The following is a 13,704-nucleotide window of genomic DNA, read 5'->3' as shown; positions in this document are numbered from 1 at the left end:
TTTGGCAAAATATTCCCAAAACACCATATTAATCATCTTCTAACTAATACTTTCAAGTTCAAGTTGAGTAATAGGGAAATTGATTTTTGGTCTAACATAACCAGGCCATTTGCCATACCATGCAGTTCCTTCACGATAATCTTCAATTTCAAAAATAAGTGATTCTTCAAAGTTATAGACGGCAGATGCAGTATCCTTTACTACCATAAACGAAATAGCATAAGATCCATCGTTTAAGAAATCAGCAGGAATTTCACATTCAGCATAAACGATACCTTTGTCAAATGCTTTTGATTCTGTTCCAATATTGAAAATACACTCGCCTGTTAGTGAATTGAGGTGGAGACTAACGTTTAGGTTAGCATTTTCCATCATATTCCAAAACTCAATTTTGATTTTGAAAGATGTCCTTACATCAAGGTGCTTTTGATTATCTAAATAATTGGGAACTAATTTTATGCTTTTTAAACGAACCCTATCATTTCCTGGTGCTTCTTCTGGAGTATCCCACCAAGATTCTAAAGCTGTTTTTTGAACGTGACTCAAATAGGTTGCCAATACTTGATTGGTTTCTCCCATCTCAATCAATTGTCCCTTTTGCATGAACATCGCTTTATTACAAAGCCCTTGCACAGCAGTAAGGTTATGACTTACAAAAAGAATTGTTCTACCAGAAGTAGAAGCATCTTTCATTTTTCCTAAACATTTTCTTTGGAAATCGGCATCACCTACGGCTAATACCTCATCGACAATCAAAATTTCTGGTTCAAGGTGAGCAGAAATAGCAAATCCTAAACGGACGTACATTCCCGAAGAATATCTTTTTACGGGCGTATCTAAAAACTTTTCAACCCCTGCAAAATCAACGATGGCATCAAATTGATTTTTAATATCTTGACGTTTCATACCCAAGACTGCACCATTCAAGAAAATGTTTTCACGTCCAGATAATTCAGGGTGAAAACCTGTGCCAACTTCTAATAAACTGGCAACTCTACCTTTTATGGTGATTTTGCCTTCTGTTGGTTCAGTAATTCTACTTAATACTTTCAGCAGGGTTGACTTTCCAGCACCATTTGAGCCAATAATACCAACTCTATCACCTTGGTTAATATTAAAACTTACGCCTTTTAATGCCCAAAAATCTTCGTGACTTACTTGATTATCATCTTTTTTGGTAAAAAGGTTTTTTAGGTTATCAGTTACAATTTCACGAAGTGTATTTCCTTTCGCATTGCCTTTAATATGGTCAATGATATACCTTTTACTTATATTTTCTGCTTCAATTACTGTCATTTTACAAAGGAGTTGTCCTCCATTTCTTCAATTTTGTTAATATGAATTTTATAACAAAAACAATTTAATTAAATGTAATCCACAAATGAATTTTCTTTTTTACGGAAGAATATTACAGATAAAATAGTCGTGATTGTTACAAATATTACTGATGGAATAATGGTATCCCATTGGAAATATTGGTAATTAGGAATTAAACACCATCTGAAACCTTCAATAATTCCAGCTAATGGATTTATCCATTGATAAATCGGATACCATGATAATTCTTGAATGGTTGCTATTGGATAAGCGATAGGACAAACAAAAAATCCGTACTGAACAATCAATGGTGCGATTTGTTGAAAATCTCTAAATTGAACATTAAGGGATGCAAAAATTACACCTAAACTAAATGCTGCAAAAAAAGCTAATACCAAAAAGAAAGGAACAAATAAAATATTAAATGTAGGAGTATAACCCATATATATTAAAAATGGAATCATGACCACAAACCCTACTAAAAAGTCTAATAATGGTACTGCTACTGAACTTAATGGCATTAATAGTCTTGGAAAATATACTTTTGAAACCAAGTTGGCATTTCCTGTTATACTATTACTTACTTGTTGGAAAGACATGGCAAAGAAATTCCAAAAAATTACGCCTGTGAAAATAATTATTTGTAACGGAATATCTGATTTATTCTCAATTTTAGCAACTTTGTCAAATGCAAATACAAAAACGGCTACTGTTAAAACGGGACGGAAAATTGCCCAAGCTACTCCTACAAATGTTTGCTTATATTTTACGGTAATATCACGAATTGCCAAAATGAATAACAATTCTTTAAATCTCCACAAGTCTTGCCAATAATACTTTTCTGACCTTCCTGACTCAATGACTGTTTCGTGCATAAATTTATCTTTTACTAATTTGTTTTGATTTCACTTAGGGTCTCTTTAAAAGCCACGTAAATGATTGCTAATAATAAACCAAGAATTGAACCGATGACAAGCCCTTTCTTTGTTGGGTCTGGTTCTGGAGAAATTGGTAATTCAGCGTCATCAATGCGTGTTAATAATGGTGTTTCTTTAGCCATTGAAAAATTAAGGTTATCTAAGTTTTTCAATGCTTCAAAATACATACCTTGCAATTGACCACTATTTGTTTGCAGTCTCTGTTGCTGAATTAATCCTTCTTGAACAATGATTTGCTGATTTTGGTCAGCGTAACGTGCCGCTGCATTTTGGGTATAATAAAGCTCTTTTTTTAACGAATCTACACGATGTTTAATCAAGTCTCTTAATTCACGAGTTTTTTGAGTTTTAGTCTCTTTGTAAAAATCGGTTACTACTTTTAAATACAGATTTGCCCAAATATATGACAACGTATCATTGCGACTTGTTACAGCAAGCGTTAAGAATGACGCTTTTTTACTATCATTTGCTACAACCGTGTTAGGCATCAAGTAAGCTTGAACAAGTCTTACTCTGGATTTTTCGTTTGGGGTAGCAGTTTCATAACTATCGTGCTCAAACTTAAACGTCTGGATTGCTTGGTCGTTTTCTAATTCTTCTTCTAAAATGCCGCTCTTTTTGAGGTAATAATTCCCGAAAATTACATTTTTTCCATTAACATTTACTTTCGTCAAAACTGCACGATTGTACAAGTTTTTAGTTTTCAATAATTCAAGAAAGTTATCTCCGCTAAATAAGTTTGCTCCTGATGAACTTCCTGCACTAATTCCAAAAGCACTTGCTAAATCTTGAAGACCTCCTCCGCCTCCTCCGCCTCCTCCATTTTCCATATTGAAAACAATTTTGGCAATGTATAGGGGTGGCTCTTTTGTGAATTTTTCAAACAGGTATCCTGTACCTGTTCCTACAATAATCGCTAAAATAAGGATTTTCCAATTTCGTAATATTAAATCCTTAAAAGAAACCAATTTTAGAACAATATCTTTGAATGAAAATTGGTCTTCTGGTAATATATTATGTTGATTGTCTGACATTCTAATTAATATGAGTTGATTCTTATTGGAATTGACGAATTGTTACTAACATCAAACTTAAACTTGATACAATACCTGTTATCATTTGAATCGAAGCAAGTGTTTTTTGAGAAAGAGCTTCTTTGGCATTCATGCGTGGAATAACGATTTCAGAGCCTGGTTCTACTTTAGGATAGATATTAAAAACGCCTAATAACTTACGTGTTCTATCAACTGAACCATTTGCATAAATTACGTATGAACGTTTTCTGGCTGATAGTTCTGTAAATCCACCTGCTTCAGAGATATAATGTTTGAAATTCATTCCATTTAAGAAACGAGTTGAAGTCGGGTATAAAACTTCTCCTTGCATTCTTACTGTTTGTGGTTCTTTCGGAATTCTAATAATATCTCCATCTTGCAAAAGCATATCAGCAATACTACCAGGCGACTCTATCGCTTTCGCCAAATCAATTCCTATAGATTCTTCTGTTTCTTCTTTTACCTCTTGAACTTTAACAGAAACTCCCGTGCTATTATCGCTTAGGTCATTTAATTGAGATCTTTTTCTGTCAGCTTCTTGTTTTGAAATTTTAAACTTACGAATTAAAGTGGCACCTCTTGGATAAGCTTGTGCATTTAACCCACCAACTCTTTTTAAAATTTCAGAAATTTTTTCATCTTTTCTTTCTAAAGCATAAACACCTGGAAAAATCACTTGACCTTCAATTGAAACAAATTGTTGTTTCTCATAATTTGGTGAAGAACGAACAAATACTTCATCGAATGGTTCAAGAATGAACTTAGAAGCACTTTCGTTGATTGATAAATTATTGTTTATCGAGAAATTGAATTTTTCTCCAATCGTTGAAGTAATTTGAGAAGGGTCATCTTTCCCGATATTCTTCTTTCTTCTAATAACTTCAATTCTACCTGTTGCCGCCGATTCTTTCAAACCACCTGCTTTTTGAATCAAATCTTCAACGGTCATATTCTTTATATAAGGAAATGAACCCATTGGAGTTTCACTGGCTGCCGTTGTTTTTGGAGTTTCGGATACACCTGTGCTTCCCGAAGTTGCTACTGGTGCAAGAGGTGCAGTTCCTTTGAGATTAATTTCACCCTGAATACGTACTGTGTAGGTTTCCATTAAGTCAAGAACTGAATAAACGGTAATAATATCTTCTCGTTGAAGAACAATATCAGGTGTTTTTCCTGAGGTAATATCATTGTAATTGACAGAGATATTTTCTTTTGTTAAATCGTCTCTCAATCTTGTAATAGAGATTCTATTTAAAAAAGCATCTTGCTTGAAGCCTTCTGCACGCTTGATTAACTTCGTCAATGTCGGATTGTCACTGATTGAATATTTACCGCCTCTAAAAACTGCTCCATCCAAAGTAACAGCATTTTCAATACGGTTTGTCAAGATTTGTTCAACTGTAATTACATCACCTGATTTTGGATAAAAAGATGATAATAAATCAGTATTAAGATCAATTAATTTGATTTCTTTATCTGTAAAACGTTGAACTTTTAGAACTTGACGATAGGCATCAGGAAGGAATCCATTACCATATTCTGCAATAATTCTTTCTAAACTTTCATTGGGGAGGTTTTCGAAAATTGAAGGCTTTTTGATTTGTCCTTTGATTTCTACTCTTGACTTGTAAGGACCAACTTGAATAATATCTTGGTCTTGCAAAGAAACATTTTGACGAAGATTGCCAGTCGTTAATAAATCGTACAAATCAACTTGTGCAATTAACTTTTTATCTCTGATGACTTTAATTTCACGGAAAGTACCATTCTCATTTGGTCCGCCAGATAGATAAAGAGCATTCATCACTCTTGATAATGATGAAAGAGAATAGGTACCTGGAGCAACCACATCTCCTAAGATAGAAACTCTGATAGTTCTGATGCTTCCTAACGAAACTGTAGCAGTTGTATTTGGTGCTGAACCATTGTATGACCTTAGACCAACATAGATTTTTGATAATCTATCAACAATTCTTCTTTTGGCTTCCTCAATAGTGATGCCACTGACGAATATATTACCAACCTTAGGTACTTTGATATAACCTTCTGAGGTAATAGGGAGGTTATAATGTTCCTCAGAGAATCCATTGATGTCAATCAACAGTTCGTCATCTGTTCCAAGAACGTAATTTTTGGGAGTAGGTATTTTCAAAGAGGTCTCGAAAGTAATATTCGGATTGTTGAAAATATTGAATCCATAAAGCTTTTTACGAATTGACAGTGCTGACGAATCAACTGTAGGAGCAATTGAACTCGCCGAACGAGCTGACCTAATAGAATCGCTAACCGATTGCTCTCTCCCGCTTTCAACTACTTTTCTTGCTGTCGTTGTCGGAGCAGAAGACGATGCCGTAGAAGTTCTCGGCATTTGAGTTGGTAATGTCAGATTCTGAAGTGAACCAAGAGAAAATCCTTGTGAAAGTACATTTTCATTTGGCAAAATAGTTGCGAAAATAAACAGAAGTACCAATAACTTTTTAGTAGGTGTAAAATGAGTTAAACTGTTCATTTCTTTACAATAACGAATTGCTAATGTGATTTTTGACATATTAAATCTTAGCCTTTGGGTTTAAAAAAAGGGTTTCTTTTCAAAGTTCGGACGAACCAAATTATATATTCGGCTTATTTCAAAACACAAAGTAAATCAACTTTTAGTGAATTCGCACGACCATTTGATAGTTTAATTACACTGATAACAATTAAATCTTGCTAATTTTATAAAATCTTAATGTTTTTTGTAGTTTTGTCTCTTTAATGACGACTAATAATTTCAAATGGTTGTTCTTATTGCAAAGAGTTTTGGTAATTTTAGGCATTTATTCTGGATGTCAGCAATTATTGATACTCAAATCACTTAATCTATAAAAATCCTTTCTTTAAGTTTAATATGTCCACAATACCTGAAAATGTAAAATATACCGAAGATAATATTCGGTCACTTGATTGGAAAGAACACATCCGTCTTCGTCCTGGTATGTACATTGGTAAATTAGGAGATGGTTCTTCTGCCGATGACGGTATCTATGTATTAGTAAAAGAAATCATGGATAACTCGATTGATGAACACATGATGGGGAATGGGAAAACAATTGAGATAAAAATTTCGGATCACCGTGTTGAAGTTCGTGACTATGGGCGTGGTATTCCATTGGGAAAAGTTATTGATTGTGTTTCAAAAATTAATACAGGGGGAAAGTACGATTCTGGTGCTTTTCAAAAATCAGTAGGTTTAAACGGGGTTGGTACAAAAGCAACAAATGCGTTGGCTTCTTACTTTAAGGTACAATCTTTTCGTGAGGGCAAAACCAAATGGGCAGAATTTCGTCAGGGAGAGTTGATAAATGAATCTCCTGACGGTGCAGATTCTAATGCAAGAAACGGTACGCACGTAATTTTTGAACCCGATAATACCATATTCAAAAACTATCATTATATCCCTCAATTTTTAGAAAACCTCATTTGGAATTATGCCTATTTGAATGCTGGTTTGACTATCAATTTCAATGGTCAAAAGTATTTTTCTCAAAATGGTCTTTTTGATTTATTGAATAAATACTCTGCCGAAGATGAAAGACGTTATCCTATTATTCATTTAAAAGGGAACGATATCGAAATGGCTATTACGCACGGAAATCAATATGGTGAGGAATACTACTCTTTTGTGAATGGTCAGAATACTACTCAAGGTGGTACACATTTACAAGCATTTCGTGAAGCGATTGTAAGAACAGTTCGAGAATTTTATAAGAAAGATTATGCTCCAGAAGACGTTCGGACAAGTATCGTTGGAGCTATTGCGGTAAGGGTGCAAGAACCTGTTTTTGAATCTCAAACAAAAACTAAATTAGGTTCAAGTAACGTTTCTCCAGACCCTAATTCACAATCTATTAGGAGTTTTATCGGGGATTTTGTCAAAACCAATCTTGATAACTACTTACATAAAAATCCTACTATTGCAGATGCTATCAAAAAGAGAATTGAGCAGTCTGAACGTGAGCGTAAGGATATGGCAGGCATCAAAAAACTTGCGAATGATAGAGCGAAAAAGGCGAATTTACATAATAAAAAATTAAGAGATTGCCGTGTTCATTTGACGGATGAAAAATCTGATGATAGATACGAAACGCAGCTTTTCATCACCGAAGGTGATTCTGCGAGTGGTTCTATCACGAAATCCCGTAATGTTCAGACGCAAGCCGTATTCAGTTTGAGAGGTAAACCTTTGAACTGTTTTGGACTGACTAAGAAAATTGTTTATGAAAATGAAGAATTTAACCTTTTACAACACGCTTTAAATATTGAAGAAGGATTAGAGGGTTTACGTTATCATAAAATCATTATTTCTACCGATGCCGATGTCGATGGAATGCACATTCGTCTATTAATGATGACGTTTTTCTTACAGTTCTTCCCTGATTTAGTAAGAAACGGACACCTTTATATTTTAGAAACACCGTTGTTTCGAGTAAGAAATAAGAAAGAAACGATTTATTGTTATACAGAGGAGGAACGCCAAAATGCCATTGCAAAATTGAGTCCTAAGCCAGAAATTACTCGATTCAAAGGTTTAGGAGAGATTTCTCCTGAAGAGTTTGGCAAGTTTATCAATGACGATATTCGTCTTGAGCCTGTTATTCTCACTAAGGATACCACCATTCCTAAAATTTTGACTTATTTCATGGGTAAAAATACGCCCGACCGTCAGAAGTTTATTATTGAAAATCTAATCATTGAAAAAGACCCTGCTGAATTAGCAGCATAAATTGCAGTTAGCAGTTAACAGTTAACAGTTAAACAGTTAGCAGTTAACAGTTAAACAGTTGGCAGTTATCATTAAACAATTATCTTAAGGAGATGAAGTTTGCTGATAACTGATTAATGTTTACTGACAACTATTTACTGATTACTGTTAACTGTTAACTGATAGCTGTTTACTGAAAATCATGTCCCTCGAAGAATTAAGAAATCAGATTGATTCACTTGACAACCAAATGCTTGAAATTTTGAATAAGCGTATGGAAGTCGTAAAACACGTTGGTGAATTAAAAAAGAGTACGCAAACCGTTATTTATCGCCCAGAAAGAGAAAAACAGATTGTTGATAGATTAGATTCTATGAACAATGGACTTCTAAATCGGGCAGCAATTGAAGCTATTTATTTGGAGATTTTTGCGGTTTCAAGAAATCTTGAATTACCAGAAAGAATTGCTTATTTAGGGCCTGAGGGCAGTTTTACACATCAAGCAGCCGAAAGTAGATTTGGTGCAATGAGTGATTATTTGGCTTTACCGAATATTCGTTCAGTGTTTGAGAGCATTGATACAGGGCGTGCAAGGTTTGGGGTAGTGCCAATTGAGAATAATTTGGAAGGAATTGTCAAAGAAACAATAGATTTACTCAATGAAACGGACTTGAAAATTGTGGCGGAGGTTGCGATTTCTGTTCATTTTACATTTGCAACTAAAGCTGAGAAACTTTCTGACATCAAGAAAATTTATTCTAAAGATATTGCTTTTGGGCAGTGTGAAAAATTCTTGAATGACTATTTTGGAGGTAAAGAAGAGGACTTTTTTATTGAAGTTGACTCAACTTCAAAGGCAGCGAGATTAGCTGCCCAAGACCCTCATTCAGCAGCAATTTGTTCCCACATTGCTGCTAAGTTATTTGACGTGCCTATTTTGTTTGATAATATCCAAGATTCAGCTCAAAATCGTACCCGCTTTTTTATCATCGGAAAAGATTTTATCAATCAAAAAAGTGATAATGATAAAACGACTATTATTGCTCGTTTGCCTGAAGATGGGAAACCTGGAACACTGATGAAGTTCTTGCAGGAGTTTGAGAGTAGAGGTATCAACTTATTAAAAATAGAAAGTCGCCCCGTGAAAGAAGGCGACCAGTTTAATTTTTGGTTTTTAATGGAATTTGATGGCTATTTTTTAGATGCAAGCGTCCAAGAAATTATGGCAAAACACGCATCTGAAATCAAATGGTTAGGTAGTTACGTTAAAACAATTTAGTTATTTGAGAATTTCAGTACAAGTGATTTTATCTTTCGCAATTTGTGCTTTTAATTCGTCTAATCCATTGAATTTCTGTTCGTTACGAATCTTCTGAATAAATTCGACTGTGAGATTTTCTCCATAAATTTCACGGTCGAATTCAAATATATTTACTTCAATAGTTTGAAACGTTCCATCAACCGTGGGTCTATTTCCAATATTTAGCATTCCCTTTAATTGATTTTCCTTATAACCAACTTTAACGGCATAAACGCCAGTTGTTGGAATTAGTTTTGCTATTTCACGCACTTGAATATTGGCAGTTGGAAAGCCAATGGTTCTTCCTAATTGTTTTCCTTTGACAATAACGCCTGACAAAGAATAATTTCTACCCAAAAAATGGTCAGCCAATTGAATATCACCATCTTGTAAAGCTTTTCTGATTTTGGAAGAACTCACTCCAATATTTTCAATGTCTTGACGAGAAATTTCCTCAATTTCAAAGCCATAATTTGCTTTATGTGCTTTTAAGTATTCAAAACTTCCTTCTCTATTTTTACCAAAACGATGGTCAAAGCCAATGACAAGTGTTTTGGTGCCAATGGTTTGAATTAATATTTTTTGGATAAATTCTTCGGAACTTAATTCGGAAAACTCTCTGGTAAATGGAATAATTACCAAGTGTTGAATACCACTTTTTTCTAACAACTCAATTTTTTCATCGAGTGTAGAAAGTAGATTAACAACTTTGTTATCTGGCGAAATTACGGTTCTTGGATGAGGGTAAAAAGTGATAACAACACTTTCTCCATTGGTTTGCTGAGCAACTTCAATCAGACGGTTTAAAATCTTACGATGACCTAAATGAACTCCATCAAATGTGCCACTGGTTACAACCGCATTGTCTAATTTTTTAAATTCTTCTAATCCGTAATATACGTTCATATTGTGAGTGGAGCTTTGGGGAATCACAAATTAACTTTGTAATTCAGCCAATGAGCTATTTTTCTTTTCAATAAATTGTTCAATGGTTAGAGCATCTTTCACATGATAGTCTCCAATTCTCTCACGTCTAAGCACTTTTAAATATGCTCCCGACTGACAAGCAGTTCCAAAATCTCTCACCAAACTTCTTACGTAAGTACCTTTTGAACAGACAATTAAAAAACTGATTTCTGGAAAATTACTGGTATGAATCTCAAATTTTTTTACTTCAACTTCACGTGATTTTATTTCAACGTCAGCATCAGTTTTCCCTTTTCTTGCTAATTCGTAAAGCCTTTTTCCATTAACTTGAATGGCTGAGTAAATAGGTGGAATTTGCAAGATTTTTCCCGTCAATGTCTTTATTGCTTCTTGCATAATTTCTTCACTAATATGGTCTGTGGGAAATTCTGCGTCAAATTCTGTTTCTAAATCGACTGATGGCGTTGTTTTACCTAAGACTAAAACACCTGAGTATTCTTTTTCTTGAGCTTGATAACTATCAATTTGTTTCGTCATTTTACCTGTACATAAAATGAGTAAACCAGTTGCTAATGGGTCGAGCGTACCTGCGTGACCAATTTTTTTAAATTTACCCGCAAATTTTAGCTTTTTGGTAACATCAAAAGAAGTCCAAGTAAGTGGTTTATCAATCAAAATTACTTCTCCAGGGTCTGGAACGGGTTGTATATTTTTTTTATCTTCCATTATTTATTTTCCGATTGCCAACAAAATCAAAATGCCTAAACCAACTACAATTCGGTAAATTCCAAAATACTTGAAGCCATATTTATTCAAAATACTGATGAAAAATTTGATGGCTAAAACGGCAACGATAAATGCCACTACATTTCCAATTCCCAATAGTTTGATTTGTTCTCCTGAAATACTACCTTCTTCTTTAATGAATTTTAGTAATTTATAGCCAGTTGCTGCTGCCATTGTTGGTACTGCTAAAAAAAATGAAAATTCAGCCGCCAAACTTCTTGATAATCTTTGTTGCATTCCGCCGATAATGGTTGCTGCACTACGACTTAAACCTGGAAACATAACTGCTAAACATTGGTAACAACCGATTTTTATCGCCGTTAGATTATTAATTTCTGGTTCTTCGTGAATGATTGGATTTTTGAACCATTTATCAACAAAAAGAAGGATAATCCCCCCGATAAGTAAAACGGTTGCGATGAAAGCGGGATTACCTAAATGTTCATCAATTAAATCATCGAAAAGTTTTCCGAAAATTAGTGCTGGGATAACTGCAAAAAGTAATTTTACATAAAATTGCCATTTAGAAAAGTCGAAAAACTTTTTCCAATACAAGGCAACAACGGCTAAAATTGCTCCTAATTGAATACATACTTCAAAGAGTTTAGTGAACTTGTCGTCTTCAATTCCAAGAAATGAACTCATCAAAACCATGTGACCAGTTGACGAAATAGGTAGAAATTCAGTAATTCCTTCGATAATGGCAAGGAGAATAGCTTGTATAATTGACATTTTATATGATTTAGGGATTTTGTATTATTCTATAATAATTTTCTGACTGTAAAGTTCTTGATTGCTACTGATTATAACAAGATAAATGCCTTTTTTCAACGAAGAAACATCAATTAATAGGTTTTTGGGTTTCACTATTTGATACTCAAGAATATTTTTCCAATTAAATTCAATGTATAAAATCTTCCTTTTCAGGGTTCTACAAATGCGATATTTAATCCACTGTTCATAAAACACAAAATAGCCACCAATTAGTTAAATTGGTGGCTATTGTAAATTTATTCTTTCCGAAACTCCTACAAACTCTTCTCTAAAATAGCTTTCCAGTCGGCATAAATTTCTTTGTAACTGTCTGATTTTGATGTTTCTGGTTCAACTGTTCCGATTTTTTCCATATTCACGAAAGCTTCTTTTGGATTTGTAAAGTAAGAATTTCCAATTCCTGCCCCTAAAGCAGCTCCTTTTGCTCCGTCGGTATCGTACAATTCAACGCCTACGCCTGTAACATTTACGAGTGATTGTGAGAAAATATCACTCAAAAACATATTGGCTTTTCCTGCACGGATTACAGAAGGTTTTGTGCCATTTTCTGCCATAATATCCATGCCATATTTCAATGAAAAGGCAATTCCTTCTTGTGCCGCCCGAATAATGTGTGCATTGGTATGAACGTTAAAGTTGATGCCTTGTAAAACCGAACCAACTGTTTTATTTTCTAAAACACGTTCAGCTCCATTGCCAAAAGGTAAAATTCTTAATCCGTTTGCACCTTCGCTTACTTTGCTGGCTAAAGCGTTCATTTCTTGATAACTCAAACCGCTTGCAACATTGTCACGAACCCAACGATTCAAGATTCCTGTGCCATTAATACAAAGCAAAGTTCCCAATCTATTTTCATTATTTAATTGGTGATTTACGTGTGCAAAAGTATTTACACGTGATTTTGGGTCGTAACTAACTTTATCCGAAACTGAATAAATAACGCCAGAAGTTCCTGCCGTAGCAGCAACTTCACCTGGGTCCAACACATTGAGAGACAAAGCGTTGTTGGGTTGGTCGCCTGCTTTATAAGTTACTGGCGTTTCTGCTTGTAAACCTAATAAATCAGCCATTGAACTACTTAATCCTCCGTGATTTGAGAATACAGGACGAACTTCGGGTAAAATATTGGAAGAAAAACCATAATGTTTCATTACATCAGTAGAAATGTCGTTTGTTTGAAAATCCCAAAAAATACCTTCTGACAGTGATGAGTTTGAACTCGTAATTTCACCTGTCAATTTCATCGAAATGAAATCTCCAGGGAGCATGATTGTATAAACTGAACCATAAACTTTGGGTTCATTTTCTTTTACCCAAGCTAATTTTGAAGCCGTAAAATTACCAGGGGAATTCAGTAAATGAGAAAAACATTGTTCTGCTCCGATAGCTTGAAAAGCTTTATTTCCAATTTCAACGGCACGACTATCACACCAAATAATAGATGGACGCAAAACGCTCAAATTTCTATCAACCATTACTAATCCGTGCATTTGGTACGAAATCCCGATAGCTTTAATGTCTTTAGGATTATATTTTCCTGTAGCATTACATCGCTGAATGGCATTTTTAACGCAATCCCACCACATTTCGGGATCTTGTTCTGCCCAACCTTCTTTTGGTGATGAAATGGTATTTTCAACTTCGGGATATTGTGCTGAAGAAACTAATTTACCAGTTGAACCATCAACTACGGATGCTTTGATGGAAGAAGTGCCTAAGTCTAAGCCTAAAAGTAGCATTGAATAACGTTTTAGAATGTTTTTGTATGACACAAATGTATGAGAAAATGATGAATTGTTCTATACAGTTCTATGTTTAATTTTATAGATTAATTTGTATGTTTGTGAGATTTATGAAACAGGAAAA

11 protein-coding genes are annotated in these 13,704 nt (G+C 34.4%); 2 read left to right on the top strand and 9 right to left on the bottom strand.

Annotated features, from left to right (window positions below; all coding sequences use genetic code 11):
- Nucleotides 1-39: 39 nt before the first annotated feature.
- The 4 genes from VB796_RS00385 to VB796_RS00370 all read right to left on the bottom strand — a co-directional run bounded on the left by VB796_RS00385 (nt 40) and on the right by VB796_RS00370 (nt 5,858).
- The gene (locus VB796_RS00385) at nt 40-1,296 is read right to left on the bottom strand and encodes an ABC transporter ATP-binding protein (RefSeq protein WP_323344526.1); all 1,257 of its coding nucleotides are present in this window, start codon (nt 1,294-1,296) and stop codon (nt 40-42) included.
- Nucleotides 1,297-1,364: 68 nt separating this feature from the next.
- Complete coding sequence (locus tag VB796_RS00380) at nt 1,365-2,192, bottom strand: ABC transporter permease (RefSeq protein ID WP_323344525.1); 828 nt, start codon at nt 2,190-2,192, stop codon at nt 1,365-1,367.
- Nucleotides 2,193-2,206: 14 nt separating this feature from the next.
- A complete protein-coding gene (locus tag VB796_RS00375; protein WP_323344524.1) occupies nt 2,207-3,289 on the bottom strand; it encodes a hypothetical protein in 1,083 nt (360 codons plus the stop codon).
- Nucleotides 3,290-3,311: 22 nt separating this feature from the next.
- Nucleotides 3,312-5,858, bottom strand: coding sequence for a polysaccharide biosynthesis/export family protein (locus VB796_RS00370; RefSeq protein ID WP_323344523.1), 2,547 nt, complete (start codon nt 5,856-5,858; stop codon nt 3,312-3,314).
- A gap of 339 nt (nt 5,859-6,197) precedes the next feature.
- On the opposite strand from VB796_RS00370, the gene VB796_RS00365 reads away from it, so the two are divergent.
- Together VB796_RS00365 and pheA are read left to right on the top strand one after the other, a co-directional pair.
- Entirely contained in the window at nt 6,198-8,072 is a 1,875-nt protein-coding gene (locus VB796_RS00365) for a DNA topoisomerase IV subunit B (RefSeq protein WP_323344522.1), read from the top strand.
- A 181-nt stretch (nt 8,073-8,253) separates the two neighbouring features.
- Nucleotides 8,254-9,330: a prephenate dehydratase gene (gene pheA, locus VB796_RS00360; RefSeq protein ID WP_323344521.1), complete on the top strand. Its 1,077-nt coding sequence runs from the start codon at nt 8,254-8,256 to the stop codon at nt 9,328-9,330.
- Here pheA and VB796_RS00355 read toward each other — a convergent pair whose 3' ends face one another.
- The 5 genes from VB796_RS00355 to VB796_RS00340 form a co-directional block, all read right to left on the bottom strand.
- Complete coding sequence (locus VB796_RS00355) at nt 9,331-10,257, bottom strand: bifunctional riboflavin kinase/FAD synthetase (protein WP_323344520.1); 927 nt, start codon at nt 10,255-10,257, stop codon at nt 9,331-9,333.
- Nucleotides 10,258-10,287: 30 nt separating this feature from the next.
- Entirely contained in the window at nt 10,288-11,004 is a 717-nt protein-coding gene (gene truB, locus VB796_RS00350) for a tRNA pseudouridine(55) synthase TruB (RefSeq protein WP_323344519.1), read from the bottom strand.
- Nucleotides 11,005-11,007: 3 nt separating this feature from the next.
- Complete coding sequence (locus VB796_RS00345) at nt 11,008-11,796, bottom strand: undecaprenyl-diphosphate phosphatase (protein ID WP_323344518.1); 789 nt, start codon at nt 11,794-11,796, stop codon at nt 11,008-11,010.
- Nucleotides 11,797-11,820: 24 nt separating this feature from the next.
- The gene (locus VB796_RS23760; RefSeq protein ID WP_416233505.1) at nt 11,821-11,931 is read right to left on the bottom strand and encodes a T9SS type A sorting domain-containing protein; all 111 of its coding nucleotides are present in this window, start codon (nt 11,929-11,931) and stop codon (nt 11,821-11,823) included.
- Between the two features lie 161 nt (nt 11,932-12,092).
- The gene (locus tag VB796_RS00340) at nt 12,093-13,577 is read right to left on the bottom strand and encodes a xylulokinase (RefSeq protein ID WP_323344517.1); all 1,485 of its coding nucleotides are present in this window, start codon (nt 13,575-13,577) and stop codon (nt 12,093-12,095) included.
- Between the last annotated feature and the right edge of the window lie 127 nt (nt 13,578-13,704).

It is taken from the genome of Arcicella sp. LKC2W, assembly GCF_034931005.1.
Classification (GTDB): Bacteria; Bacteroidota; Bacteroidia; order Cytophagales; family Spirosomataceae; genus Arcicella.
This window is presented reverse-complemented; position numbering and strand designations above follow the sequence as displayed.